The following is a 25,922-nucleotide window of genomic DNA, read 5'->3' on the forward strand; positions in this document are numbered from 1 at the left end:
GTGAGGGCGCCGGCGGCCGTGCCCAGGGCCCAGCGGCCGACCTCCGCCCTCACGTCGTCCAGGGCCTCCGCGCACTCCGTGAGCACGAGCTGGCGCGACGTGTCCGCCGTGCCCTTGGCGCGCGCGTCCGAAGCGGCCTGGGCCGCCTTCGCGCAGACGCGCTCCGCAGCGGCCTGGGCGGCCGTCTGGGGGCCGATGAGCTCGTCCGCGGCATCGTCCACCTCGCGGCCGGCCCGCTCGAGCGCATCCCCGCGCGCCTGTGCGTCGTGGACGCGCTGGAGCAGCGCGTCCAGAAGGAGGTTCACCAGGGCGATGCGCTCGTCGAAGGGCGCGCCGGAGGCACGGGCCAGGATCTTCTCGCCCGCGACGCCCTCGAGGATCTGGTCCACCTTGTAGTCGTCCTCGTACTTGCTGAAGAGCTCGAGGTAGAGGCCGAAGTCCTCCGAGACCTCACGATCTTGCAGGTACTGGGCCACGAGGTCCTGGTCGACGGCCAGGCCCTCGTGGCGGTACGCGACGATCATGCGAGAGAGGTCCTCCCAGCCGCGCGCCGTGACCATGCGCGCGCCGTTGACGCCCGCACGCACGCGGTAGAAGCTCTTTGGCTTGTTGGCGAGGTAGGTGGTGATGGCGGGGTGCACGCCGTGGCTGACGGCGTAGTCCATCCACACGTCGAGGTCGGGCTCGACGTCGATGCGCTTCAGGCGGTCCATCATGGCGGGGTCGAACTCGCGCGCGGCGCGGTTGTACTCCGGCGGGTTTCCGGCCGTGACGATGGCCCAGCCCGCGGGCAGGCGGTGCTGGCCGAACGTCTTGTACTGCAGGAACTGCAGCATAGCGGGCATGAGGGTCTCGGACGCGCAGTTGACCTCGTCCAAGAAGAGGATGCCCTCCGGGATGCCGCTCTTCTCGACCGCGTCGTACGCGGCGGCGATGATCTCGCTCATGGTGTAGCGGCTGACCTTGTACGTGTGGCCGCCGTACTCGCTCTGCGCGATGTACGGCAGGCCGAGCGCGCTCTGGCGCGTGTGGTGCGTGATGGAGTAGCTGACGAAGTTGACGCCGAGGCGGTCCGCGATCTGGCTGACGATGGCCGTCTTGCCGATGCCCGGGGGACCCATCATGATGATGGGGCGCTGCATCTGCGTGGGAATGCGGTAGATGCCGTGCTCGTCCTTGCTGAGGTACGCGCGGACCGCGCCCTCTATCTGCCTGGTTGCCTGCTGGATGTTCATGCGCGCTCCCTTGGGTTGGCTACGTCGATGGTAGCGCATGGCGCGGCGCCAGCGCGTGGCGCTAGTACACGGACATGGACTCGAACTCACCCGGGTGCAGCGTGATCTGCAGGGCCCACGCGGGCACGAGCTCGGGCCGGTGGTCCTCGTCGTAGAACACGAACGTCGTCTTGTACGGCGGCATGCGGTCGGGGTAGATGCCCCAGCCATCCGTGAAGTAGATGAGTCCGGACAGGTCGTCGAACTCGCCGTCGGCAAGGAGCTCGTTCACGTACGTGAACGCGGGGCGGAAGTCCGTGCCGCCGAAGCCGAACAGCTTGATGTTGCGCCGCCAGCGGTCGAGCTCCGCGAGCGACGTGATCTTCGTGTCGCTCTGGACGCGCTGGTCGGCCTGGATGATGTGGACGTTCACCTTCTGGAAGAAGCTGGACTCGCTCGTGAGCACGTCGAACGTGGTGTTCACGAACTGCTGCACCACGTCCTGCGTGACGGAGCTCGACGTGTCGATCACGATCACGAAGTCGCGGATGCGCTTCTCGTCGCGGTACTCCAGCGGCTCGATGAGCGGCATGTCGCCGTACAGCGACAGCCCGTACGTGTAGAACACGTAGTCGAACTCGTCGTCGGAAAGGCGCATCTCCTCGCTCTGCACGGCGAACTGCCGCAGAAAGTCGCGGTAGTCGACCTGCTCGTGCGTGCTGACCTCGAGCTCGCCCACGAAACGCCCCAGCTTGGAGCCCCTCTTGCGCGAGAGCGTCTGAAGGTTGACGCGGATGGACTTCGCCTCGCGGCGCCATGCCTCCTCCGTCTGGCGGAGGTCTGGACGAGAGGAGCGCGCTTCCTGCGCGGAGGGGCGCGCGGGACGTTGGGCGTCTTCCTGCCGCGGGCCCGATGCCTGAGGGCCGCGCGGGGGCACGTGGTCCGCGCCGTCGGCGTCGGCGGGGGCCATGGCCTGCCGGGGGCCGTCCGCGCCGTCGGACATGCCGTCGCGGTAGTCGGAGCCGGCCGGCTTCGGAGCGCGGTCGTTGGGGCCGGCATCGTCGGCGTCCGCGAACTGCGGCTCTGTCGGCTCGGTGACCTGGCCGGAATCGCCGTCTGCGGCTTTGGGGGAGTCCCCGGCCTGCTGGCTCGCCTGAGAAGACCCCTGGCCGGCGCCCTCGCCCGAGGCGTCCGCGTCCTTCTCGGCCGCACCGGGACGCGCGGGGCGCTGCGGGGACTCCTCGGGGTACCACGACGCGTGGTCGTCCACGAAAAAGAGGCGCTGCCAGTCCGCGCGCGCGTTCTGGAACGCGCCGCGGCGCAGGGCGTGGTACAGGCGCTCCGTGGTGACGCGCGCGCCGAGCGTGGACTCGATGAGGTCGAGCGCGGCCTCTGTGTGACGGCCGCGGTCGTCGTCGCGCGGGCCGACGACCTCCGCGGCGAGGGCCTCGGCCACGATGTCCGCCGCAAGGTCCCAGGCGGCGCGATCGACGGTCGCGCCGACGAAGGGGTGGAGAACGAGGCAGTGGACCAGCACGTGCATGAGGTCGTGGGTCGGGGCCTCGCGCGTGGCGGTGAACGCGGCGAGCGCGTAGTCGACGTCGAAGCTCACGGTGCGCCCGTCTGTGGAGAACGCGGCGCCACTGTGCGTGGGCTCGAGGTCTAGCAGGGCAAACGACGAGGCGAGAAACGGGTTCTCCGCGACGATGAGCCCGCGCGCGAGGTCGACGACGCGGCTGGCGAGCTCCTCGCGCTCGGCGTGGCGGGTGTCTGTGGCGTCTGGCGCGGGGTCAGTGGGGGCTGGGGGAGCGCTTGCGCTGGCGGGCGCCGCGGGCGCGGCGGGGACGCAGGCGCGGCGCGGCAAGGCGGCGGTCGTGGCATCGATGGCGGCCGCGGGGCGCGCGTTCTTTTCGCCCGTGGCGGCGTGCGCGGGCACGCCCTGCTTGCGGGCGAGGAGCCACGTCGCGGCCTCCGCGTGGCCGGCGGCGGACGCGGCCTGGATCGCGGCGTCGGCGCTTGCCGGATCGAGCGCGTGGGGCCATGCGGCCACGGTCTGGACCTCTTGCATGTGGCCGGCGCCCGCCATGATGCGCAGGAGCTCCGCGTTCTGCGCGGGGGTGCCGGGGCTGAGCAGCGGGACCATGGCGCGCAGGAGGTCGACGTCCGCGCGCAGCCAGTCGAGGGCCATCATGCGGCCGAGGAAGACGTCCGGCGCGTTCTTGCAGACGAAGCCGACGACGGAGCGGTCCGCGCGCGGCACGACGAGGTTGCCGAGCACGAGCTCGACGTTCGCGTCTCCCATGCCGCGCTCACGGTGGAGGGCGAGCATGCGGCGACCGAGGTCGAAGCAGGCCTCGGCAGTCTTGGGGTCGCGGCTCGTGGGGTGGCGCAGCGCGTGCCACGCCCTCACGACGGCGGCGCGGAACAGGTCGTCGAACACCGTCGCGTCGAACAGGCCGTCCTGCGCGAGGCGAAGGACGCACGCGCACGCGTCCGCCACGCTGGTCTTGCGCGCGTACGGGCATCCCGCGAGCTGCTCCACGCCGGTGAACGGCTCGAACACCTCCGTCGAGACGGTGTGGTCCATGTTATTGAGGAAGAGCGTCGGGCTTTCGCGCGTGAGGTCGAAGCGCGTGAACGTGCCTTCGTGCGGCATGAGCGCGCGCAGCTTGCGCGGCTTGCGGAAGTCCCCCAGGAGGTCGACGCCACGGGCGAGTAGGTCGCGCGCCACGTCCTCGCAGGCGCAGCGCAGCGCGAGAGCGAGTGCCCAGCCGGTGTAGGCGAAGTCACCGTCGAACGCATCCCATACGGCGTCGACCACGTCGACCTGACCAAACGCCGATGCGCGCTCGAGCAGGTCGACGGACTCAGTCGCGGAGACGGCCTCTGCGAAAGGCGCGAGCGCACGGACGGCGGCCAGCGCCTCTTGCCCGCGCGGAGGCTGTGCGCAGATGGCGGTGCGGGCGGCCTCGAGCAGCGCCTGGACGCGTGAGCCCTGCCGCGCGCCTGCCGTGTGAGCGTCTGTGTCACGCATGGGTGCCGCCCCTCCCGATCGCCTGTGCTGCCTTTGAAAGTAGCACTTGGGGGACGTGGGTCAATCGTGCTTTTTGCGCTGCCTGCGGATGCTATCCGCGTGAACTTGCGCCGCCCGCCGCGCGCGTTGCTACCATCGACTTGCCGGGCGGTGACGTTTGGCAAGGCCGCGGCCTTGGCGCCGACGGATGCGGCGACGACGCGTGGAATGGATTGTCATGATCAAGCTTGTGCTTTGCGACATGGACGGGACCCTGAAGCCGTTTGGGCGCGACCGCGTTTCCCGGCGGTCGGTGAGGGCGATTCACGAGCTGCGGGACGCGGGCATCCAGTTTGGCCCCGCGACCGGGCGCGAGGCGGTCGACCTGTACCCGTTCTTTGGCGGTGACGAGAGCTGCTTTGCCACGGGCATCCTTGCGAACGGCAAGCAGGTGTACGTGGACGGCGAGCTTGTGCTGGAGCGTCCGCTCGACCTGCCCGCGCTGAAGCGGCTGGAGGCGTACTGCCTGGACAACCCGGACTTTGCGCTTGTGGTGTATGTGCCGACGGGCGAGAAGGGCGGTCGTCCGTCCGCGGACGTCATACTTTCCGGCACGACGGAGCGCGACGTGGAGGCGTATGGGCGAAGGACGGGGCTTACGGTCTCCGAGGGAAGGAGACTTGGCCGGGTGCCCGACGCGAAGATCGTGACGGCGGGGTTTGCCTACATGGGAGAGAGCGCCGAGCCCATGGGGGCCATCCGCAACGACCTGAGGGAGCGCTTCCCGGAGTTCGACTTCGTGCGGCCGTCCCCGCAGTTCTTCGACGTGCTGCCGCGTGGGTGGAACAAGGCCACCGCGCTCGCGCCGCTGCTGGAGCGTCTGGGCATCACCCGCGACGAGGTTGCGTTCTTTGGCGACTCGGAGAACGACGTGGCGCTGATGGGGGAGGTCGCGCACGCGTTTGCGGTCTCGAACGCGAGCATGGTCGCGCGGAGCGCGGCGCGCTACCACATTGGCGACGCCGCGGACGACTCCGTGGCGAAGGTCATGGAGGCCATTGCGAGGTCGGGCGGAGCGCTCGAGATTCCCGAGGACGCTCTGCCGCGATAGTACGCGCTACTCCTCGCCTTGCGTGGCGGGGCGATCCGGGACCTTGCGCATCATGATGAAGCCAATCACGAAGAGGATGACGATCGAGAACACGCCGAGCGAGCCGGAGCCGGTGAGCGCCGTCATCGTGCCGACGATGAACGTGCCCATGATGGCCGCGTACTTGCCAAAGATGTCGAAGAAGCCAAAGTACTCGTTCGCGTGCTCCTTCGGGCAGAGCTTGCCGAACTCGGAGCGGCTCAGCGCCTGTATGCCGCCCTGGAACAGGCCGACCATGATGGCCAGGAACCAGAACTCGATGGCGCTCCTGAGGAAGAACGCCGCGAACAGCGTGATGAACGTGTAGCCCGCTATGCCCACGAGCAGCATGGTCTTCGTGCCGAACTTGCGGCCGAGCTTGCCGTACGCGATGGCGGACGGGAAGGCCACGAACTGCGTGACGAGAAGGGCGAGGACAAGCTGGGTACCGTCGATGCCCAGGTCGGAGCCGTAGCTGGTCGAGAGCTTGATGATGGTGTGGACGCCGTCGATGTAGAAGAAGTACGCGATGATGAAGTAGCGCAGGGTCTTGTCGGCCCAGATCTTCTTGAGCGTGGCGCCGATGCCGTGGAACGCCTTCGAGATCGCGTGGTCCTCGCGCGGCTTGTAGTGCGTCTGCTCGACGTCCCTCAGCATGGGGATGGTGAACGCCACCCACCACGCGGCCGTGATCACGAAGGCGATCTGCATGGCGTTCTGGAAGCTCATTCCAAACGGCCTGGTAAGGACGATGGCGAGGCACGCTATGAACGGCACGCAGCTGCCGATGTAGCCCCAGGCGTAGCCCTGGCTCGATACCTCGTCCATGCGCTCGTCCGTCGTGGCGTCCACCAAGAGCGCGTCGTAGAACACGATGGACGTGTTCAGCATGATGGACGAGATCACGTAGATGACGAGAAACGCCATCGCGCCGGTAGGAAAGCCCATCGCCACCGTGGCGACGACGCCGGTGCCGACGGTTCCCACGACGAACTTCTTCTTCATGCCCTGCATGTCCGCGATGCTGCCGAGGATCGGCATGAGCAGCGCGATCACGAGCGAGGCGACGGTCTCGCCGTAGCTCCACGCCACGAGGGCCGGCCCGTCCGCGAGCGACTTGAAGTAGATGGGGATGATGCTCGTGGCCAGAAGGACGAGGGCGGAGTTGCCCACGTCGTACATAATCCAGCTCTTCTCGGCCCTTGTGAACTTCTGCTTTGCCATGTTGGCGATCCTTTCCGTGGACCCGGCCCCTTGCATAGACGAGGCAATTCTAGAAGAACTTATGAAATGTTTTCGAAAGGCTGCCGTAAGCGGTACGTCAGGCGGCGCATGGGGCACGAACGTCGTGGCGCGTCTGCGGCGCGCGTCCGGACGGCGTCGCCGGGCGCAAAGGTGTGCGCGCTGTGTGCGTGGTGCGTGCGAGGCGTCGCGATGTTGCGTTTTTCAAGGTGGGGGAGCGGCGCATCTGCGATACTTATCCACTAGGCCGCATGGGGCGAGCACGGTGCGAGCCCCGTTCCATAAGGAGATGACGGATGCCTGCAATTTTGACGCATGACTTCTTTGGCAGGGATGCCTATGACGACGTCTCGGCGAGCCGGGGGTTTGTCACGCAACAGCAGCGTCAGGCCTTCCTGTTGGGAAACCAGGGTCCCGACCCGCTGTTCTATCTCGTGGCGGACCCGCTTGTGGGAAGAGAGAACCGCGTGGGCGGGCTCATGCACCACGCGAAGCCGGCCAGGCTCCTGAGCGCCCTGCGCGACGCGCTGACCATGCTCACCCGCGACGAGCGCCCGGTGGGCGACGCGTACGCGGCGGGCTTCCTGTGCCACTACCTGCTGGACCGGTCCATGCACCCGCTGGTGTACGCATACCAGTACGCGCTGTGCGACGCGGGCGTGAGCGGCCTTGACAGGTCCGACGGCGACGAGGTGCACGCGGAGATCGAGCGCGACCTGGACGAGATGGTGCTGTACGCGAAGACCGGCCTGACCGTCCGCACGTTCAAGCCGTACCGCGAGGTGCTGCGCGCGGACGACGCCACGCTGGCCGTCATCGACAAGCTGTACTTCTACATGAACCTCTGGACGTACAGCCGCACGCTCGACCAGGACTGCTACACGCACGCCGTCAAGTCGTTCAGGCTCATGCAGCGCCTGTTCTACGCGCCGGGCCAGGGCAAGACGCGGGTGCTGGCGCCGCTGGAGCGCAGGCTGGGGCACAAGCGCTATTCGCTGTACAGCGCGATGGCCCACCGCGACCGCGCGGAGCGCACGTCGGACTTCGACAACCGCGCGCACCGCGCGTGGAAGAACCCGTTCGACGGAAGCGTGTCGACGGATGGCTTCTGGGAGCGCTACGACGCGGCGCTGGCAGAGATCGCGGGGGCGGAGGACGCGTTCTACTCGCCCGGGTTCGACGAGCGCGAGGCGGAGGAGCTGACGCGCAACCTCAACTTCAGCGGCCAGCACGCGGACCCCGACGACCCCGTGGGACCGTCCGCGCCGGAGCCGGAGGCATAGCGGTCGCATGGTGAGCGAGGCCACGCATCACGTGATGCAGGCAAACAAGAGCAAGAACACGAAGCCGGAGCTCAAGGTGAGAAAGGCCCTGCGCGAGGCGGGGCTCTCTGGCTACAGGCTGCACTGGAAGAAGGCGGCGGGCAGGCCGGACATCTGCTTTCCGGGCCGTAGGGTCGCCATCTTCGTGAACGGGTGCTTCTGGCACCGCTGCCCGCACTGCTCGCTGCCGCTGCCGAAGTCGAACGTGGCGTTCTGGTCGGCGAAGTTCGAGCGCAACGTGAGCCGCGACGAGCGCGACGCGCGCATCCTGGTGAGCGACGGCTGGACCGTGCTGGTGGTGTGGGAGTGTCGGCTGCGCAAGGCGAGCTTCGATGCGACGATGGCCGAGCTCGTGAGGCAGATCCGCCTGAGCGAGTCGCAGCCGCCGCGCGAGCGCGGGCGCTACGTGGACGTGGGCTCGACGGCGCCGTGGAAGCTGCACGAGGCGCGCCGGCGTGCGCGCGGGCGCGCAAGGCGCTAGACTCTGTAATTACTGGGCACGAGATCCTGGCGGCGGCTGGCATGGGCAGGTGGCCGCGGCTGACTTTGGGGGCACGCATGGCGACGTATGCGTTTTCGGACGTGCATGGACACAGGGCGACGCTCGAGCGGCTGCTGGAGCGCGTCTCGCCGGCGGACGACGACCGCATATTCATGCTGGGCGACATGATCGACCGCGGGCCGGACCCCGTGGGGGTGCTGCGCATCTGCCGCGAGCTGCCGGGCTCGACCGTGCTGATGGGCAACCACGAGGACTTGATGCTCACGTACCTGGAGGCTCCGGACGAGGGCATGAACCAGGTGAATTGGGAGATGAACGGCGCCGGCACCACGATGGACGGCCTTTCCGCCCTGCCGGAGGGCGAGCGCGTGGAGCTTCTGGACTGGGTGGCGAACCTGCCGCTGTACGCGTACGCGTTCGTGTCCGGCCGCCCGTACGCGATGGTGCACGCAGGCATCCGGCCGGGCGTGCCGTTCGAGCGCGCGGGCGAGAAGGACGAGGCGACCCAGGCCGCGGACGACGGCGCGTACGCGATGGGGTGGAGCGACGACGACCTGCGCGCGATGCTCGAGGCGCAGCGCCCCGAGGACCTGGTGTGGATTCGCGAGGAGTTCTGGGGCCAGCCAACGGGCCTCCTGGATTCGGACGGGCGCGGGCCCATCGTGATCGCGGGCCACACGCCCACGCCGTACCTGCAGGGCATGGCCGACCTGCCGGACCGCCTGCCGCTTGACGAGAACGGCCTCTGCCGCATGGTGATGGTGGGCGCGAGCGCCCAGACCGGCGGCGTCGCGGACCGCTGGGACATCGACTGCGGCGCGGCGGGCGGCGCGGGCTTCGGCAACCTGCTGATGCTCAGGCTGGACGACGGCCAGCAGACGTACGAGCCCGTGCGCGAGGGGGAGTAGCGCGTGGCGGCGCCCAAGGGGCCCGCGACGCACGTGGACTCCCCGCTGGAGCCGGTGTTCGACGCGCACAGCCGCGTGCTGATGCTCGGCACGATGCCGAGCCCGAAGTCGCGCGAGGTGGGCTACCACTACGGCAACCCGCAGAACCGCTTCTGGCGCGTGATGGCTGCGATCTGCGGAGAAGAGCCGCCCACGTGCCGCGAGGAGTGCCGCGCCCTCGCGCTTCTCCACCACTTCGCCCTGGACGACGTGCTCAGGAGCTGCACCATCGTGGGTGCGAGCGACGCATCGATACGCGACGCCGTCCCAAACGACCTGCGCGCCCGCGTGCTGGACCACGCGCCCATACGGGCGATCTTCTGCACCGGCGCGGCCTCGCACAGGCTGTACTGTCGCTACATAGAGCCCGAGCTGGGCATTCCCGCCACGAGGCTTCCGTCCACGAGCCCGGCGAACGCCAGCTGGAGCCTGCCGAGGCTCGTGGAGGCGTATGGCGTCGTGAAAAGGTATCTGCAAGAATAGGGGCGCAGGCGCGCGGTGCGCCCTCGCGGCAAGGCAAGACGGAGCTGGTGGATGAGGCTGAGCGACATGACAAGGGGAGAGGTGCCGGGCTTCGCGCTCGTGCGCGCGGACGCCGCCGACCTTCTGCATGGGGCCGTGCGCCACGAGCCCGAGCTCGAAGGCTGGATACGGCCGTGGCGCTTCTCGGCCGACCAGATGCGCGCCATGGGCAGCTGCCAGGCATGGCATCCCGGCCTCTACCGGCAGATGGGCCGCGCGACCGCCGGCGTATGCCTGGAGTTCACGACGGACTCGTCCGAGGTCGCGGTGGAGGTGCGTCTTGACGGCGAGCCCGTGGGCACGCGCGAGGTCCTGAGGTACGTGGACGCGCGCGGTGAGGCGCGCACGCACGACGGCCTCTCCTGCGAGGTGGACGGCCGCCCGCTTGGCGTGCGCGTGCCCGCGCCCGGCGACGCCCAGGTGACGTTCACGCTGGACGACCCCTCTGCCGCGCCGGCGGAGGGCATCATGCAGCTGCCTGGCATGGGCGACACGCACCACGTGCGCGTGTGGCTGCCGTGCCTGCGCGGCTGCACGCTGCGCTCCGTCGTGGGCAACGGGAGCTTCGTCGAGCCGGTCAAGAAGCGCCGCGACCTCTTGGTGCTGGGCGATTCCATCGCGCAGGGCTTCGTGGTGGACGACCCCGCGCTCGCGTGGCCCACGCTGCTTGCGGCCGAGCTTGGGCTCGACGTCGTGAACCAGGGCGTGGGCGGCCAGGTGTTCCAGCCGGGCACCCTGTACGGCCTTGCGCCCACCATAGACCCGGCGGTCATCGTCGTGGCGCTCGGCGCGAACTACCGCTACGAGCCGTGCCGCGAGCGCCTGGTCACGCGGGACGTGCGCTCGTTTCTGGAGCAGGTGGCGCGGCTTTGGGAGGACGTGCCCACGTGGGTGGCGACGCCGCTGTGGCACGACGAGGACGCGTGGCCGTCGCACCGCATGAGCTGCTTCGAGGTTGTGCCGCAGCTCATCCGCGAGCAGGCGTCGCGCTTCGGCGGCATGCGCGTGGTGGACGGCGCCGGCCTGCTAGACCACGACGCCGCCCTCATGGCAGACGGCTTCGAGCACCCGGGCCCCGCGGGGTCGCGGCAGGTCGCGCGCAGGCTCGGCCTCGTGATGGAGCAGGCGTCCACGCCGCAGCAGGAGCTGCGCGCGCGGGCAAAGGCGCTGCTGGCAAAGACGCCGCGCCGGACGTTTCCGCTGGCAGAGTGCCTGCGCCGCGGCATCGGCACCGTCATCTGCGCACGGCCCGGCTGCGTGGCGCTCCGCGAGCCCGGCGGCATGCAGATGGTGTGGGCCACGGACCCGGAGCTTGCCAGGGACGTCGCGTGCGCGCTCATGCGCGACGCCGTCACGCTCTGCCTGGAGCCCTCGCTTGCCGACGACCTCGGCCGCTGGCTCGGTCTTCCCGCAAAGGAACCCGTGCACCTGGCCATCTACCGCAAGAAGGCGCGCCCCAGGCCAGACGCGGCCCATCCCGTGCGCCCGCTTGGCGAGGCCGACCTTTCGGCCGTGCGCCAGCGGATGACGCACCCGGAGTACCAGACGGACGCGCAGACGCTCGAGCTCCTGCGCGCGGGCGACGTGCTCGGCGCGTTCGCGGGCGACGAGCTCGTGGGCTTCGTGGGCGAGCAGACCGAGGGCTCCATGGGCATGCTCGAGGTGTTCGAGGACTTCCGCCGCCACGGCTGGGCCCTCGCGCTCGAGTCCGCGAAGATCTGCCAGGTGCTCGACCGCGGCCAGACGCCGTGGTGCGAGGTGTGGCCGGACAACGTGGCGTCCGTGCGGCTGCAGCGCAGGCTCGGCCTCACGGTGCTCCCCGCTACGGAGGCGTGCTTCCTGGCGCAGTCGCGCGGCAGCGCGCCCCAGGATGCACGGTAACGCCACATATGGCGCATGGCGCGCATTCTCGTCCACCGTTTGGGGTAGGGTATCCGGAGCCATAGAACAAGAGAGGTACCCCATGCCAACACAGGAAACGCCAGACGCAAGGGTCAACCGCATGGCGCCGGACATGCCCATGCAGGTTTCGGCCCAGGTGGCAGACCAGGTCCGCGCGCTCGCGGCCGCAGGCGGGCTCAGCCCGTTCGCCTGCAAGAACTCGGCCGTCATCAGGCGCGACGTCACCCAGCGCGACCTCGACACCTGCGTGCGCCCAGCCTTCGTGCGCGACGCGGAGAAGATCGTGCACACGCCCGCGTACAACCGCCTCAACGGCAAGACGCAGGTGTTCTCGTTCCGCCAGAACGACGACCTCACCCGCCGCGGCCTCCACGAGCAGCTTGTCAGCCGCGTCGCGCGCGACATCGGCCGCGCGCTCGGGCTCAACCTCGACCTCATCGAGGCCATCTCGCTCGGGCACGACCTCGGCCACACGCCGTTCGGCCACGCGGGCGAGCGCTTCCTGCACGACGTCTTCCACGAGCGCACGGGCAGGTGGTTCCGCCACAACGTGCAGAGCGTGCGCGTGCTCGACGTGCTGGAGGGCCGCAACGTCTCGCTCCAGACGCTCGACGGCGTCATCTGCCACAACGGCGAGTTCGAGCGCCAGCGCTTCGAGACGAGCGGCCTGAACGACTTCGACACGTTCGACCGCGTGGTCGACGGTTGCTGGGAGTCCGGCGACGCGACCATCGCCCGCCTGCGCCCCATGACGCTCGAGGGCTGCGTCATGCGCATATCTGACATCATCGCCTACGTGGGGAAGGACCGCCAGGACGCCATCCGAGCCGGCCTCGTGGGCGAGAAGGACTTCGAGGACGGGCTCGGCGGCGCCTACAACGCGTGGGCGCTCTCCGCGTTCGTGACGGACGTGGTGGAGAACAGCATCGGCAAGCCGTACATCGCCATGAGCGAGGAGGGCTTCGCGGAGCTCTCGCGCGCAAAGCGCGAGAACTACCAGAGGATCTATGGCTCCGCCGAGGTCAACGGCGACTTCGCGGGCCCGGTGCGCGAGCTCTTCTCGGCACTGTACGAGCACGAGCTGAACGCGCTCGAGGCCGGGGACGAGTCCGCCGCGATCTTCGCCCACCACATCCTGCCGCTCGGTCGCAGGCTGTCCTTCTACGGGCGCCGCTACGACTGGGAGTCGGACCCGGACCAGTGCGTCGTCGACTTCATCAGCGCCATGACGGACGACTACTTCGTCGCCACGTGCGAGGCGCTGTTCCCCAAGGCGCGCGAGATCTTCCCCAGCCGCAGCTACTTCGACGGCGTCAGGGCGTAGGGGCGGCCATGGATACGCTGTTCTCTCAGTCGGAGCGCAGGGTGCGCCGACAGAACGCGCCGCTCGCCGCCCGCATGCGCCCACGCACGCTCGGGGAGTACGTGGGCCAGGAGCAGGCCGTGGGGCCAGACTCTTGGCTGCGCCGTGCCATCGAGCACGACACGCTGTCCTCCGTCATCCTGTACGGGCCGGCCGGCACGGGCAAGACCACGCTCGCGCGCATCATCGCGAACACGACGCACGCGGAGTTCGTCGAGGTGTCCGCCATCACGGGCACGGTGAAGGACCTCCGCCGCGAGATCGACGCCGCGGAGCAGCGCCTGCTCACCGGCGGCCGGCGCACCATACTCTTCGTGGACGAGATCCACCGCTTCAACCGCACACAGCAGGACGCCCTGCTGCACGCGGTGGAGGACAGGGTGGTCGTGCTGGTGGGCGCCACGACGGAGAACCCGTACTTCGAGGTGAACTCCGCGCTCATCAGCCGCTCGCGCGTGGTGGAGCTCGAGCACCTGGACGACGCGTCCATCGAGAAGATCGTGCGCCGCGCGCTGACGGACGCCCAGGGGCTCGCGGGCGCGTTCGAGCTGGAGGACGACGCCATGCGCGAGATCGTGACCATGGCGGGCGGCGACGCCCGCGCCGCGCTCACGTCGCTCGAGCTCGCGAGCCAGATGGCGCTTCCCGCCGGCGACCCAACCGCCGCGAGCGCGGAGCACCCCGTCACCATAGGCGCGAGGCACGTGCTCGAGGCGAACCCGCGCCACGGCCAGCCGTACGACAAGGCCGGCGACATGCACTACGACGTCATCTCGGCATTCATCAAGTCCATGCGCGGCAGCGACCCGGACGCCACGCTCTACTGGCTCGCGCGCATGATCGACGCGGGCGAGGACCCCAAGTTCATAGCGCGCAGGATCATGATCCAGGCGTCGGAGGACGTGGGCAACGCGGACCCGCAGGCGCTTCTGGTCGCGGAGGCCGCGTTTCGGTCCGCGGAGGTCATCGGCTACCCGGAGTGCCGCATCAACCTGGCGCAGGCCGCGCTCTACGTGGCGCTCGCGCCCAAGTCGAACGCCGCGGAGGCCGGCATCGACGCCGCCCTGGCCGAGGTGCGAAACGGCCCGCGCCGCGACGTGCCCAGCTACCTGCGCGACCGCCACCGGCCCGGGTCCGAGGACTACGGAACGTACCTGTACCCGCACGACTACCCGCTCGGCTGGGTGCCTCAGCGCTACCTGCCGGACGGCCTCGAGCGCGGCGCGTTCTTCCATCCAAGCCCGCGCGGCTGGGAGTCCTGGCGCCTCGAGGCCTCCGCCCGCGACCGCCAGGACCTGGAGGACGCCGGGGGAACGGACGGTGGAAAACCCAGCGCGAATGGGTAGAATTCGTTACGTAACACGTACCATGGGGGTCCGCCGGACGGGTCCCGTGGCCTAGGGAGAAGGGCAAGGCAATGGAGATGTCACCCCTGAGCATCCTGCTCATCGTGCTGGTCGTCGCGGGCATCTGGGCGGTCGTGGAGCTTGCGCTCACCATACGCCGCGCACGCGGCGCCGTGGACGACGTCACGCGTGCGGCGAACGAGACCATAGAGCAGGTCCAGCCCGTGATCGCGAAGCTGGACGGCGCCATGGACGACCTCCAGCCCAGCCTGAAGCAGGTGGACCCCATCGTGGCGAAGGCCTCGGTCGCGCTGGACGAGGCGAACGAGGGCCTGCGCAAGGTGAACGGCATCCTGGGCGACGTCTCGACGGTCTCCGGGACGGCGGCCGGCGTAACCGACGTCGTGAACCAGGTGACGAACGCCGCCGCAGACGCGGCAAGCGGGATCGTGTCCAAGATCACCGGCGTGCCGCAGGCGCCAGGCGCCCACCACCTGAAGAGGGGCGACGGCGCGGCCGCCATAGAGGCGCCCAAGGCCGACGAGCCGCCCGCGCCCGAGACGACCCCGGAGGAGCAGTCCCACGGCGGCACCGGCTACGTCACGTACGGCGAGGTCGGAGGGGCCGCTGCGAAGGCGACGGACGAGAAGGACGAGCGCGACGCGAACGCGTCCGAGTAGGGGAGAGCATGACAGAGGAGAAGAACGTCCGCCTGAGCGTGCCGGCGGAGCCGGAGTTCGCGAGGGTGGTCCGCATGACGGCGGCGAACCTCGCCGTGCTGTGCGACATGAACGTGGACGAGGTCGAGGACCTGCGCATGGCCGCGGAGGAGGGCTTCGTCTACAGCTGCGCCACGCGGCCGGCGACGTGCGACGTGAGCTTCGCCATCGCCGCGGACGGCGTGTCCATGTCCTTCTCGCTTGGCGACCAGGAGCCGGAGCAGTCGCAGGACGGCGAGGACCTCTCCCTCGTCGAGCTCCTGCTGGACGCCGTGTGCGACAGCTGTGAGGTCACGGACGCCGGCGAGCTCGTCCTCGTGAAGGGGATTGGCGGGACCGATGCCCAATAGCAGCGAGCGTGGGACGGAGGTCGCGCCGCGCAGGCGCATCTCGTCCAGGATGCCGAAGGGCAAGCTCGCGTGGGACAAGGACCGCACGAGGGAGCTGTTCAGGCGCTACAAGGAGGAGGGGGACGAGGAGGCCCGCGAGCAGCTCATCATGAGCCACCTCAACCTCGTGCGCTTCCTGGCCTCCAAGTTCAAGAACAGGGGCGAGCCCCTCGACGACCTCGTGCAGGTGGGCACGATCGGCCTCATCAAGGCCATCGACCGCTTCGACCTGTCGCGCGGGCTCGAGTTCACGACGTTCGCCACGCCCACCATCATGGGCGAGATCAAGCGTCACTTCCGCGACAAGGGCTGGTCCGTGCGCGTGCCGCGTCGCCTGCAGGAGCTGTCATCCAAGGTGAACCAGGTGACGGACGAGCTCACGAAGGAGCTGCAGCGCTCGCCGTCCGTCGAGGAGATCGCGAAGGAGCTCGGAACGTCCGTCGACGAGGTGCTCGAGGCCATGGAGTCCTCGAGCGCGTACAGCTCCGTGCCGCTGGAGGGCACGGGCCAGGGCGACGACGATGACGCGCCGTCCGTGATCGACCACTACGCGACGGAGGACGAGGACCTCGCCGCCTCGGACGACCGCATGGTCATCGAGGACACGATCAAGGACTTCTCGCCCCGCGAGCAGGAGATCATCCGCATGCGCTTCATCGACGGCCTCACGCAGGTCGAGATCGCGAAGAGGCTCGGCATCTCGCAGGTGCAGGTGTCGAGGCTGCTGAGGCGCACGCTGAAGAAGGTCCAGGAGAAGATCGACCCCGAGGGCCTTATGCGCTAGCGGGCGCCGTGCATGGAGGACGCGTTGCGAGGGAACGTTTTGGACGAGAGGGACACGGGCGCGGGCCAGAGGGACGCCCTGGGAATCTTCAGGAGCCTCGGCATACGGGCGTGGGCGTTCATCGGCGTCGCCGTCGTGTTCGGCATCTGCGTCTGGGCCATGGGCTTTATCTGGCCCGCGGTGGAGCTCCTGCTCGCCGGCGTCGTGATGGGCTTCGTGTGCAGCCCGCTCACGAACTTCCTCGAGGACCACGGCGTGAACCGCACCATCGGGGCGCTCGTGGCGCTGCTCGTGCTCGTCGCGGTGATCGTGGGCGTGCTCCTGCTGCTCATGCCCCCGTTCGTGGAGCAGCTCGCCGAGGTGCTGCGCAAGGTCCCGACGTACGTCATCAAGGTCAGGACCTCCGTCGACGGCTTCTGGCGGCGCTACGGCAACGCGGAAAACGCCGACGTGCAGCAAAGCGTGAACCAGGCCGTGAACGCGATTTCGGGCATCGGCATCAAGACGTCCTCCGAGCTGGCCGAGAGGCTCTCGTCGGGCCTCATGAGCAGCGCCGTGTCGTTCGTGAACGGCTTCGCGACGCTGTGCCTCGGTCTCGTCCTCGCGTACTGGTTCGCGAAGGACTATCCCGTCATCGCGCGGGAGTTCATCACGATCGCAGGGCCGCGTCACGAGCGCGGGCTCTCGGTCCTTCTCGCCGTCATGAGCCGCTCCATGGGCGGCTACATGCGCGGCACCGTCATCACGTCCGTGTTCGACGGGCTGCTCTCGTGGGTGTTCCTCGCGCTCGTGGGGCATCCGTATGCGGGGCTCGCCGCGATCCTGGTGGGCGTGCTGCACTTCATCCCCGTCATCGGCGAGTGGGTCGCCGTCGCGTTCGCCGTGCTGCTGGCGCTGTTCGAGAGCCCGATGCTCGCCATCGTGGCGCTCTTGGGGTCCGTCGTGATCCAGAACTTGACGGACAACGTCGTGTCGCCCCTGGTGATGAGGTCTGCCGTGAAGATCCACCCCGCGCTCTCGCTCGTCGGCCTCTTCATCGGGAACAGCCTCGGGGGAGTGCTCGGCATGCTCCTTGCCGTGCCGCTGACCGCGGCCATCAAGAGCGTGTTCGTGTACTACTTCGAGAGCCGCAGCGGAAGGCAGCTCGTGTCCTACGACGGGGCGCTGTTCCAGGGGACGCCGTTCCACGACGCCCACGGCGGTGTGGAGCCCGCGTTCGACGCCCTGGACGACGACCGGTTCTTCATGGGGTCGCGGCTGGTGGACGGCGCCCAGACCGAGGCGCCCGTGGCGGACGAGCCGCCGAAGGCGCATGCGCACGTCCTCGCGGACGCGCTCTCGGACGCCGTCGAGCGGGCGCGGGCGCGCCGGGGCGGCCGGACGCGCGACCAAGAGTCTGGGCATGATAAGGATTTGCACAAGTAGATGGGGATTGGCGTCCGCAACGTCTCCATCGAATCGTAGTATTATGCGCTAGCGGAAAACTGCCAACGAGGTCTCGCCATGCCGCGAGGCCGTCAACAAGGAGAACCATGAGCACTGCTGACTATAAGAACATGACTACCGCGGAAATCCGCGAGGACTTCCTCAAGTTCTTCGAGGGCAAGGGCTGCAAGCTCTACCCGTCCTCCTCCCTCATCCCCGAGGATCCGTCGCTCCTCCTTGCGAACGCCGGCATGAACCAGTTCAAGGAGTACTACCAGGGCACGAAGACCATGAAGGAGATCGGCGCGACCTCCTGCCAGAAGTGCCTGCGCACGAACGACATCGACAACATCGGCGACGCGCGCCACCTCTCGTTCTTCGAGATGCTGGGCAACTTCAGCTTCGGTGGCTACACGAAGGCCGACGCGATCGCGTGGGCGTGGGAGTTCATCACGAGCCCCGAGCACCTGGGGCTTCCGAAGGACCGCCTGTACATGACGGTCTTCGAGGACGACGACGAGGCCATCGAGCTTTGGCACGCGCAGGGCGTCGAGTACGACCACATCTCGCGCCTGGGCGAGGAGGACAACTTCTGGGCGGCGGGACCGACCGGCCCGTGCGGCCCGTGCTCCGAGATCTACTTCGACCAGGGCCCGGAGTTCGAGGGCGAGAAGCCCGGTGACGACGGCGACCGCTACCTTGAGTTCTGGAACCTCGTCTTCACGCAGTACGACCGTCAGGAGGACGGCTCCATGCCGGACCTCCCGCACCGCAACATCGACACCGGCATGGGCCTGGAGCGCATGGCCGCTATCATGCAGCACAAGGGCTCCAACTACGAGGGCGACGTCATGAGCTCGCTCATCGAGCTCGGCGAGAGGCTCTCTGGCAAGAAGTATGGCGCGAGCTCCACGAACCCCTGCGACAAGAGCCTCCGCATCCTCGCCGACCACTCCCGCGCCGTGACGTTCATGATCGCGGACGGCATCCTGCCCTCGAACGAGGGCCGCGGCTACGTGCTTCGCCGTCTGCTGCGCCGTGCCGTCTACCACGGACGACTGCTCGGCATCCAGGGCGCGTTCCTGACCGAGTACGCGCATGAGGTCGAGCGCATCATGGGCGAGCACTACAACGAGCTCGTGCAGAACAAGGCCCTCGTGGACGGTATCATCTCTGCGGAGGAGGAGCGCTTCGGCGCCACGCTGAACGCCGGCGAGTCCATGCTCCAGGCGGAGCTCGACAAGCTGGGCGAGGGCGACGTCCTTTCCGGCGAGGTCGCGTTCAAGCTGCACGACACCTACGGATTCCCCATCGACCTCACGCGCGAGATCTCCGAGACCGCCGGCCACGACGTGGACATGGACGCTTTCGACCGCGCGATGGACGCCCAGAAGGAGCGTGCGCGCGCCACGGCGAACCGCGACGCGTGGGGCAAGGCCAACAACGTGTGGGCCGCGCTCTCCGACAGGCTCGACGAGACCGTCTTTGACGGCTACGACCACGATGACCTGGACGGCTGCACCGTCGTCGCCCTCGTGAGGGACGGCGAGGAGGTGTCCTCCGCCAAGAAGGGCGAGAAGGTCGAGGTCGTGCTCGACCGCACCTCGTTCTACGGCGAGATGGGCGGCCAAATCGGCGACACCGGCAGGATCTTCGCGGACGGCCTCGAGCTGAGGGTCGAGGACACGAAGCACCGCGAGGGCGGCTTCACCTCCCACGAGTGCGAGGTCGAGGAGGGCGAGGTCAGCGTGGGCGCCACGGTGAGCACTTCGGTCGACCACGGCCGTCGCGAGCTCATTCGCCGCAACCACACCGCGACGCACCTTCTGGACGCCGCGCTGAAGGAGGTCCTGGGCGAGCACGTCAACCAGGCGGGCTCCCTCGTGGCGCCGGATAGGCTGCGCTTCGACTTCACGCACTTCGAGGCCGTGACGACCGACGAGCTCGCCCGCATCGAGGGCGAGGTCAACGCCCAGATCTTCGCGGCGAAGCCCATCGTCACCAACGTGATGGGCATCGAGGAGGCCAAGGCCGCCGGCGCCGTCGCGCTGTTTGGCGAGAAGTACGGAGACGTCGTGCGCGTGGTGTCCGTCGGGACCGAGGACAAGCCCTTCTCGCGCGAGCTCTGCGGAGGCACGCACGCCCGCAACACGGCCGAGCTCGGCTTCTTCAAGATCGTGAGCGAGAGCTCCGTCGGCTCGAACGCGCGCCGCATCGAGGCCGTGACCTCCGCGGGCGCCCTCGAGTACGTGGACGAGCGCCTGGCCGAGATGGACGAGGTCGCGGCCGCCCTGAAGTGCCGCCCCGCGGACGTGATGGCGCGCGTGGAGCAGCTTAAGGACGAGAAGGCCGAGGCCGAGAAGAAGCTGAAGGCCGCGCTCGTGGGCGGCTCCTCCAACCAGGTCGCGGACGCCGTGGGCTCCGCGGTCGACATGGGCGCGTACAAGCTCGTCGTCGCGCACCTGAGCGGCATCTCCGGCAAGGAGCTCAGGAACGTCTGGGACACCGTTCGCGACAAGATCGGGTCCGACTGCGCCTGCGTGCTCGCGTCCGAGGCCGACGGCAAGGTGGGCCTTCTGGCCGCGGCGACCGACGGCGCCGTGTCCGCGGGCTTCTCGGCCGGTGACGTGGTCAAGCAGATCTCCGGCCTCGTTGGCGGCAAGGGCGGCGGCAGGCCGAACATGGCACAGGCCGGCGGCAAGGACGCGGCGGGAATCGACGCCGCGCTCGACGCCGCCAAGAAGCTCCTGGGCGCATAGGTCCGCCTGTGAGGGCGCTCGCGCTTGACATCGGCGAGGTCCGGATAGGCATCGCGGCAAGCGATGCCTCCGGCACCATCGCCGTTCCCGTGAAGGTCCTTCCCGCGGCGGAGGTGCTGGGCGGCGCCCGGAGCTTCCGCTACGTGCTGGAGGACTACGAGCCTGACGTGCTGGTGTGCGGCAGGCCGAGGACGCTTTCCGGCGAGGACGGCCCCCAGGCCGAGCGCGTCATGGCGCAGGCGCGGCAGATCGCCGAGGCCTGCGGGCTTCCTCTGGAGTTCGAGGACGAGCGGCTGTCGTCGCAGGAGGCCAAGCGTATCCTGAGGGAAGAGGGATACAACGAGAAGAGCATGCGCGGCCGTGTGGACATGGTCGCGGCGTCGCTCTTCCTCCAGACGTGGCTTGACGCCCAGAGGGGGTAGCGCAGATGTCCGAAGGCTCCGGCAGGAGGGGCGCCCACTTCGCGCGTGGGAACGCCGACGGCACTCGCGCGGCGCAAGGCCCCCGCAAGGGCGGGCAGGGCACGCGCGCCGCCGCGCGCCCGCAGGCAAGGCGCGACGCAAAGAGGCCCGCGCAGGGCGGGAGGCCGGCCGCCCGCCAGGCTACCGCCCCAGGCGGGCGCCAGCCCATATCGCGCACCGGCGCCATGCGGATGCAGTCCGCGAACGGCTCCGGCCACATGTCCTCGCGCACGGCGCGCACGACGCAGCGCGCACGCTCCGGCCACAGCCACAGGCGGCCCGAGCCGCAGGGCGGGCGCGGCAGGCTGAGGTTCCTGCCGTTCGTGCTCGCCGCGGTCGCCGTCGTGGCCGCCATCGGCCTCGTCGTGGTCCCGCGCCTTCTGGGCGGGGCCCAGTCCGGCAAGACCGTCGAGGCCGGCGAGACCGTCACCGTGAACATCCCCGAGGGCTCCGGCGGGTCCGTCATCGCGCAGAAGCTGTACGACGCGGGCGTGATTTCCGACAAGGAGGCGTTCGCGACCGAGGTGAAGCGCCAGGAGGCGGACTCCAAGCTCAAGAGCGGCACGTACGTCTTCGTGACCGGAGGCGACGTGGCCGAGGTGGTGAGCAGGCTCGTCACGGGCCCCAACTCGAACAAGGGCACCGTGACCGTCGCGGAGGGACTCACCGTGAAGAAGACCGCAAAGGTCGTGAGCGAGTCGCTCGGCATCCCTGACAAGGACTTCCTGGCGCAGGCAAAGGCGTCGAACTACTCCGCGCGATACGCCTTTCTCGCCAACGCGCAGAACGACTCCCTCGAGGGCTTCCTGTTCCCCACGAAGTACGACTTCGGCAGCGAGAAGGACGTGACCGCCGACACCGTGATCACCGCGATGCTCGACAAGTACCAGTCCGAGGTGGCGTCGCTTGACTTCGCGGGCGCCGAGGCCACGATCAAGAGCCAGTACGGCGTGACGATGTCCGACTACGACATCATCAAGCTCGCGTCCATCATCGAGCGCGAGGCCATAAGCGAGGACGACCGCGGCAAGGTCGCGAGCGTGTTCTACAACCGCCTGAAGGCCGGCATGCCGCTGCAGAGCGACGCGACCATGAGCTACGTCACGGGCGGCGAGGTGACCGCGGACGACCTCAAGACCCAGAGCCCGTACAACACCTACCTCAACAAGGGGCTTCCGCCCACGCCCATCTGCACGCCGAGCCTGGCCTCCATCAAGGCGGCGCTTTCGCCCGACAAGACGGACTACCTGTACTTCCTCATCATCGAGAAGGGCGACTACTCCAACCACACGTTCTCGACCACCTACGAGGACCACCAGAAGGCCATCGAGAAGGCCAAGGCAGACCAGGCGGGCTAGCATGTCTATCCTAAGGCCAGACCGCGAGTTCGACAGCGTCGACAAGATCCCCCTCGAGCTTCTGCGCTCGTGGGGGATTCGCTGCGTGCTGCTGGACCGCGACAACACCTGCTTCCCGCGCGACACGTGGGAGCCCCCGCAGGGGATCTGCGCCTGGGCGAGAAGCGCGCGCGATGCCGGCATGGCGCTGTGCATGATATCGAACAACTTCCACGGTCGCGACGTCGAGGCGTCCGCCGCGCGCCTGGGCATGGGCTGCGTGCACCACGCCATGAAGCCGGCCCCGTTCGCCGTGTGGGCGGCGCTCGCGCGCGCGGGCGTCCCGGCCGAGCAGGCGGTGCTCGTGGGCGACCAGGTGTTCACGGACCTCGCCGCCGGCAACCTGGCCGGCGTGCGTACCATACTCGTGCGCCCGCTGTCGCGCAGCGACATGTGGTACACCCACCTGTTCCGCGTGGGGGAGCGGCTCGTGCTCCACGAGGACCCGTTCAGGCCGAAGGACTAGGCCTTCCCCCGCGCCGAGCCGCCCGCGCAAGATGCTAGAATCGATGTGTCAAATCGATTCGCGCGTTGGAACTCTGCATGAAACACTCGGAAAACGGCTACGTGGTCCACGAGGGCTGCGACCACATATTCTTCGTCGGCTTCCTAGGGGCCGGCAAGTCCACGCTCGCGCGCAACCTCGGCGCGCTCTTCAACCGGGACTTCGTGGACACGGACCGCATGGTCGAGCGCATGGCCGGAAAGACGGTGTGCCAGATCTTCCGCGACGCCGGCGAGGCGCGCTTCCGCGAGCTCGAGGCGCAGGCGCTCGAGGGACTCGCCCAGAGGAAGTCGCTGCTCGTGAGCTGCGGCGGCGGCATCGTGGAGGGCGCGCGCAGCTGCGAGCTCATGCACGCCATGGGGACCGTCGTCTTCCTGGACGGGGACGTGGAGGACTCCCTCAGGCAGATCCAGCACCCGGAGATCAGGCCGGACTTCAAGGACGAGGACTGCGCCCGCCGGCTGTACCGCGTACGGCGCCCCCTGTACGAGCGGGAGGCCGACCTGAGGATCGACATCAGGAACAAGTCGTTTGAGCAGGTGACGTCAGAGGCCGGTCAGCTGCTATGGGAGAAGGGCCTACTATGACCGATAGATACGAGGACGTCGCGCGCCACTGGGTCTCCGCCCCGGGCGGCTCGTGCGATGTGCGCTACGGCACGGACGTCGTGGAGACGATGGGGAAGATCCTTGCGAGCAACGTCGGGAGGCCGCGCCTGTGCGCCTACGTCGTGGGCGAGGGGACTGACGCCGAGCTCGAGGAGCGCATCCGCCGCCAGCTGACGGACGGCGGCTTCGAGGTCGTCCGCATGGAGGCGCCGGCGGGTCCCGCCGCGCGCACGATGGGCGAGGTCACGCGCACGCTCGAGGGGTTCGCGAACGCGGGCGTCACCTGCGACGACCTGGTGCTGGGCGTCGGCGACGTCGACACGCTGTCCATGCTCGCGCACGCGACGGCCATGTGGTGCGGGCGCGTGCCCCTCGCGTGCGTGGTGCGCGACCTGGACGGCATGGTTGAGGTCGCCACGACCCCGCGCGACCTGGACGTCGCGGGCGTCACGCGCATCGCGGGCGTCTCGACCTACGTGAAGTACCTGCTGTGCGACCCGGGCGTCATGGAGCTCGCCGCGGACGCGGAGACGTCGAGGCTCGGGCGCGCCCTCATGGTCGCCTCCGCCGTCGCGGAGAACGAGGACGCGTTCGAGGCGCTGTGGAACAAGGCGGACGCCGTGATGGCGGGCGACCCCGCGGACGTGATTGCCGCTGCGGTCGACGCCCTCAAGTCCCGGGGCCATCTCGTCTCGTCCACGTCGATCTCGATCAGGAACTCGCTCGCCTACGGCCAGACGTTCGCGCGCTCCCTCAAGGCCGTCGCCGGGGCATGCGTCCCCGCGTCGACGCTCCTGGCGGAGGGCATGCGCTTCTCCGCGAGGCTCGCGTGCAGCCTCGAGCTCATGGACGTGGACGACGTCCTCATGCAGGACGAGCTGCTCGATACGTTTGACCTCGGCGAGTTCGCGGGCGACGTCGACCCCAAGGCGCTCGCGGACGCCATGAAGCGCGACCGCTTCGCGCGCTCCAACCGCTTCCACCTGTGCCTGCCCCACGGCATCGGCCGCCTGCGGATGACGGTCGTGGAGGGCGACGTGTTGATGGACAACATTTCCGCCTGGTGCGGCGCCCACGCCCCCGCCAAGGAGTAGCATCGGTAGGGCGCGCAGGCGAGAAAGGCCTCGCGCGCGGATTGAGGGCCAACAAGAGAAAGAGGCTTACCCATGGCAGATGCCAAGGCATGCGCCGGACGCGTCGCGCGTCTTCGAGAGATGATGACGGAGCGCGGCTACGATGCCGTGATTCTTCGCAACAACCCCGACCTGAGGTGGCTGACCGGGGCCGAGCGCACGTTCGACGACGAGGTCGCGCACACCGCGTTCGTCACGGCAGACGGGCAGTGGCTCCACACCGACTCGCGCTACTACAACACGTTCTTCGAGCGCCTGGGCGAGGACACGCCCTGGAAGATGGACATGGACATCGTGAGCCCCGCATGGTGGGCCGCCCAGCGCGTGCTCGAGACGAAGAGCCGCGTCGTCGCCGTCGAGGACTCCATGGACCTCGCGTTCTTCGACGCGTTCCGCAACGAGTGCAACAAGGCGTCCGTCGACTGCCTGAACCCCCGCATGCATGACGACATCGCCGAGAGGCTTCGCGTCGTGAAGGACGAGGAGGAGCTTGCGCTCCTTCGCCGCGCCCAGGAGATCACGGACGACGCCTACGACCACATCTGCGAGTACATCAAGCCTGGCATGACCGAGCAGCAGATCAGGGTCGAGCTCGAGACGTACATGCTGACCCACGGCGCCGATGCCATCTCGTTCGACAGCATCATCGCGTCCGGCCCGAACGGCGCGAACCCGCATGCGCAGCCGGGGGAGCGCAAGGTCCAGAAGGGCGACATGATCGTCATGGACTACGGTGCCGGCTACCATGACTACCACGCGGACATGACGAGGACCGTCGTCCTCGGCGAGCCGAGCGAGGAGCAGAAGAAGGTGTACGACATCGTGCGCCTCGCGAACGAGACGTGCGCCGCCGCGATCAAGCCCGGCATCCGCGGCAAGGAGATCCAGGACCTCGCCGTCAAGGTCATCAGCGACGCGGGCTACGGCGACTACTTCAAGCACGGCCTCGGCCACGGCGTCGGCCTGCAGATTCACGAGCGCCCGAACTTCAGCCGCGGCTACGACAAGCCGTGCCCACTCGGCTCCGTCGTGACCGACGAGCCCGGCATCTACCTGCCGGGCAAGTTCGGCATCCGCGTCGAGGACACTGGCGTCATCACGGAGGACGGCTACAAGCCGTTCGGGCGCTCCTCGCATGACCTGAGGGTCATCGACTGCTAGGACGCGTCCTTCTCGCGTATCTGTCCGAGATCATCGGGGAAGCAGGCGGCCCGGCCGGCGACGACGTCGCCGGCCGGGC

The 25,922-nt window shown here is 68.7% G+C and carries 22 protein-coding genes; 19 read left to right on the forward strand and 3 right to left on the reverse strand.

Annotated elements, in window-relative coordinates; all coding sequences use genetic code 11:
• Both ACTQWE_RS08130 and ACTQWE_RS08135 read right to left on the reverse strand, forming a co-directional pair.
• A partial coding sequence (locus tag ACTQWE_RS08130) for an AAA family ATPase (protein ID WP_441921570.1) occupies nucleotides 1-1,235 on the reverse strand: 1,235 nt, incomplete at its 3' end.
• 61 nt (nucleotides 1,236-1,296) lie between these two features.
• Nucleotides 1,297-4,248: a VWA-like domain-containing protein gene (locus ACTQWE_RS08135; protein ID WP_441921572.1), complete on the reverse strand. Its 2,952-nt coding sequence runs from the start codon at nucleotides 4,246-4,248 to the stop codon at nucleotides 1,297-1,299.
• Between the two features lie 217 nt (nucleotides 4,249-4,465).
• Here ACTQWE_RS08135 and ACTQWE_RS08140 point away from each other — a divergent pair, with 217 nt between their 5' ends.
• Nucleotides 4,466-5,338 (forward strand): HAD family hydrolase, encoded by an 873-nt coding sequence (locus ACTQWE_RS08140; RefSeq protein ID WP_441857153.1) that lies wholly within the window; start codon nucleotides 4,466-4,468, stop codon nucleotides 5,336-5,338.
• Nucleotides 5,339-5,344: 6 nt separating this feature from the next.
• On the opposite strand, the gene ACTQWE_RS08145 is transcribed toward ACTQWE_RS08140, so the two are convergent.
• Complete coding sequence (locus ACTQWE_RS08145; RefSeq protein WP_441857151.1) at nucleotides 5,345-6,580, reverse strand: MFS transporter; 1,236 nt, start codon at nucleotides 6,578-6,580, stop codon at nucleotides 5,345-5,347.
• 314 nt (nucleotides 6,581-6,894) lie between these two features.
• Between ACTQWE_RS08145 and ACTQWE_RS08150 the strand changes: the two genes are divergently transcribed.
• From ACTQWE_RS08150 to ACTQWE_RS08235, 18 genes are all read left to right on the forward strand, one after another.
• Nucleotides 6,895-7,881: a hypothetical protein gene (locus tag ACTQWE_RS08150; RefSeq protein WP_441857149.1), complete on the forward strand. Its 987-nt coding sequence runs from the start codon at nucleotides 6,895-6,897 to the stop codon at nucleotides 7,879-7,881.
• 7 nt (nucleotides 7,882-7,888) lie between these two features.
• Nucleotides 7,889-8,401 carry a very short patch repair endonuclease gene (locus ACTQWE_RS08155; RefSeq protein WP_441857147.1) on the forward strand — a complete coding sequence of 171 codons (513 nt, stop codon included), beginning with the start codon at nucleotides 7,889-7,891 and terminating at the stop codon, nucleotides 8,399-8,401.
• Nucleotides 8,402-8,478: 77 nt separating this feature from the next.
• Nucleotides 8,479-9,330 (forward strand): metallophosphoesterase, encoded by an 852-nt coding sequence (locus tag ACTQWE_RS08160; protein ID WP_441857145.1) that lies wholly within the window; start codon nucleotides 8,479-8,481, stop codon nucleotides 9,328-9,330.
• A gap of 3 nt (nucleotides 9,331-9,333) precedes the next feature.
• Nucleotides 9,334-9,852 (forward strand): DNA-deoxyinosine glycosylase, encoded by a 519-nt coding sequence (locus ACTQWE_RS08165; protein ID WP_441857143.1) that lies wholly within the window; start codon nucleotides 9,334-9,336, stop codon nucleotides 9,850-9,852.
• 51 nt (nucleotides 9,853-9,903) lie between these two features.
• Nucleotides 9,904-11,772, forward strand: coding sequence for a GDSL-type esterase/lipase family protein (locus ACTQWE_RS08170; protein ID WP_441857141.1), 1,869 nt, complete (start codon nucleotides 9,904-9,906; stop codon nucleotides 11,770-11,772).
• A gap of 82 nt (nucleotides 11,773-11,854) precedes the next feature.
• Nucleotides 11,855-13,117: a deoxyguanosinetriphosphate triphosphohydrolase family protein gene (locus tag ACTQWE_RS08175; RefSeq protein WP_441857139.1), complete on the forward strand. Its 1,263-nt coding sequence runs from the start codon at nucleotides 11,855-11,857 to the stop codon at nucleotides 13,115-13,117.
• A gap of 8 nt (nucleotides 13,118-13,125) precedes the next feature.
• Entirely contained in the window at nucleotides 13,126-14,502 is a 1,377-nt protein-coding gene (locus ACTQWE_RS08180; RefSeq protein WP_441857137.1) for a replication-associated recombination protein A, read from the forward strand.
• 71 nt (nucleotides 14,503-14,573) lie between these two features.
• Entirely contained in the window at nucleotides 14,574-15,182 is a 609-nt protein-coding gene (locus ACTQWE_RS08185) for a hypothetical protein (RefSeq protein WP_441857135.1), read from the forward strand.
• Nucleotides 15,183-15,190: 8 nt separating this feature from the next.
• Complete coding sequence (locus ACTQWE_RS08190) at nucleotides 15,191-15,571, forward strand: ATP-binding protein (protein ID WP_441857133.1); 381 nt, start codon at nucleotides 15,191-15,193, stop codon at nucleotides 15,569-15,571.
• Nucleotides 15,561-16,394, forward strand: coding sequence for an RNA polymerase sigma factor SigF (locus ACTQWE_RS08195; RefSeq protein WP_170103436.1), 834 nt, complete (start codon nucleotides 15,561-15,563; stop codon nucleotides 16,392-16,394). The genes ACTQWE_RS08190 and ACTQWE_RS08195 overlap by 11 nt, the downstream gene beginning before the upstream one ends.
• 39 nt (nucleotides 16,395-16,433) lie before the next feature.
• A complete protein-coding gene (locus tag ACTQWE_RS08200) occupies nucleotides 16,434-17,819 on the forward strand; it encodes an AI-2E family transporter (RefSeq protein ID WP_441857131.1) in 1,386 nt (461 codons plus the stop codon).
• A 107-nt stretch (nucleotides 17,820-17,926) separates the two neighbouring features.
• The gene (gene alaS, locus ACTQWE_RS08205) at nucleotides 17,927-20,578 is read left to right on the forward strand and encodes an alanine--tRNA ligase (protein ID WP_441857129.1); all 2,652 of its coding nucleotides are present in this window, start codon (nucleotides 17,927-17,929) and stop codon (nucleotides 20,576-20,578) included.
• A gap of 8 nt (nucleotides 20,579-20,586) precedes the next feature.
• Entirely contained in the window at nucleotides 20,587-21,000 is a 414-nt protein-coding gene (gene ruvX / locus ACTQWE_RS08210; RefSeq protein ID WP_441857127.1) for a Holliday junction resolvase RuvX, read from the forward strand.
• A 5-nt stretch (nucleotides 21,001-21,005) separates the two neighbouring features.
• Entirely contained in the window at nucleotides 21,006-22,397 is a 1,392-nt protein-coding gene (gene mltG, locus ACTQWE_RS08215; RefSeq protein ID WP_441921574.1) for an endolytic transglycosylase MltG, read from the forward strand.
• 1 nt (nucleotide 22,398) lies between these two features.
• The gene (locus ACTQWE_RS08220; RefSeq protein WP_441856798.1) at nucleotides 22,399-22,902 is read left to right on the forward strand and encodes a YqeG family HAD IIIA-type phosphatase; all 504 of its coding nucleotides are present in this window, start codon (nucleotides 22,399-22,401) and stop codon (nucleotides 22,900-22,902) included.
• 77 nt (nucleotides 22,903-22,979) lie between these two features.
• Nucleotides 22,980-23,528 (forward strand): shikimate kinase, encoded by a 549-nt coding sequence (locus ACTQWE_RS08225; protein WP_441856797.1) that lies wholly within the window; start codon nucleotides 22,980-22,982, stop codon nucleotides 23,526-23,528.
• Complete coding sequence (locus ACTQWE_RS08230) at nucleotides 23,525-24,643, forward strand: 3-dehydroquinate synthase (RefSeq protein WP_441856796.1); 1,119 nt, start codon at nucleotides 23,525-23,527, stop codon at nucleotides 24,641-24,643. The genes ACTQWE_RS08225 and ACTQWE_RS08230 overlap by 4 nt, the downstream gene beginning before the upstream one ends.
• A gap of 72 nt (nucleotides 24,644-24,715) precedes the next feature.
• Nucleotides 24,716-25,843: a M24 family metallopeptidase gene (locus ACTQWE_RS08235; RefSeq protein WP_441856795.1), complete on the forward strand. Its 1,128-nt coding sequence runs from the start codon at nucleotides 24,716-24,718 to the stop codon at nucleotides 25,841-25,843.
• Nucleotides 25,844-25,922 lie beyond the last annotated feature (79 nt).

It is taken from the genome of Parafannyhessea sp. LCP19S3_B1 (assembly GCF_052121955.1).
Taxonomy (GTDB): Bacteria; Actinomycetota; Coriobacteriia; order Coriobacteriales; family Atopobiaceae; genus Parafannyhessea.

Coding starts and splice junctions, on each gene's coding strand:
- ACTQWE_RS08135 (WP_441921572.1), bottom strand. CDS start 4,248: ATGCGTGACACAGACGCTCACACGGCAGGCGCGCGGCAGGGCTCACGC.
- ACTQWE_RS08140 (WP_441857153.1), top strand. CDS start 4,466: ATGATCAAGCTTGTGCTTTGCGACATGGACGGGACCCTGAAGCCGTTT.
- ACTQWE_RS08145 (WP_441857151.1), bottom strand. CDS start 6,580: ATGGCAAAGCAGAAGTTCACAAGGGCCGAGAAGAGCTGGATTATGTAC.
- ACTQWE_RS08150 (WP_441857149.1), top strand. CDS start 6,895: ATGCCTGCAATTTTGACGCATGACTTCTTTGGCAGGGATGCCTATGAC.
- ACTQWE_RS08155 (WP_441857147.1), top strand. CDS start 7,889: ATGGTGAGCGAGGCCACGCATCACGTGATGCAGGCAAACAAGAGCAAG.
- ACTQWE_RS08160 (WP_441857145.1), top strand. CDS start 8,479: ATGGCGACGTATGCGTTTTCGGACGTGCATGGACACAGGGCGACGCTC.
- ACTQWE_RS08170 (WP_441857141.1), top strand. CDS start 9,904: ATGAGGCTGAGCGACATGACAAGGGGAGAGGTGCCGGGCTTCGCGCTC.
- ACTQWE_RS08175 (WP_441857139.1), top strand. CDS start 11,855: ATGCCAACACAGGAAACGCCAGACGCAAGGGTCAACCGCATGGCGCCG.
- ACTQWE_RS08180 (WP_441857137.1), top strand. CDS start 13,126: ATGGATACGCTGTTCTCTCAGTCGGAGCGCAGGGTGCGCCGACAGAAC.
- ACTQWE_RS08185 (WP_441857135.1), top strand. CDS start 14,574: ATGGAGATGTCACCCCTGAGCATCCTGCTCATCGTGCTGGTCGTCGCG.
- ACTQWE_RS08190 (WP_441857133.1), top strand. CDS start 15,191: ATGACAGAGGAGAAGAACGTCCGCCTGAGCGTGCCGGCGGAGCCGGAG.
- ACTQWE_RS08195 (WP_170103436.1), top strand. CDS start 15,561: ATGCCCAATAGCAGCGAGCGTGGGACGGAGGTCGCGCCGCGCAGGCGC.
- alaS (WP_441857129.1), top strand. CDS start 17,927: ATGAGCACTGCTGACTATAAGAACATGACTACCGCGGAAATCCGCGAG.
- mltG (WP_441921574.1), top strand. CDS start 21,006: ATGTCCGAAGGCTCCGGCAGGAGGGGCGCCCACTTCGCGCGTGGGAAC.
- ACTQWE_RS08220 (WP_441856798.1), top strand. CDS start 22,399: ATGTCTATCCTAAGGCCAGACCGCGAGTTCGACAGCGTCGACAAGATC.
- ACTQWE_RS08225 (WP_441856797.1), top strand. CDS start 22,980: ATGAAACACTCGGAAAACGGCTACGTGGTCCACGAGGGCTGCGACCAC.
- ACTQWE_RS08230 (WP_441856796.1), top strand. CDS start 23,525: ATGACCGATAGATACGAGGACGTCGCGCGCCACTGGGTCTCCGCCCCG.
- ACTQWE_RS08235 (WP_441856795.1), top strand. CDS start 24,716: ATGGCAGATGCCAAGGCATGCGCCGGACGCGTCGCGCGTCTTCGAGAG.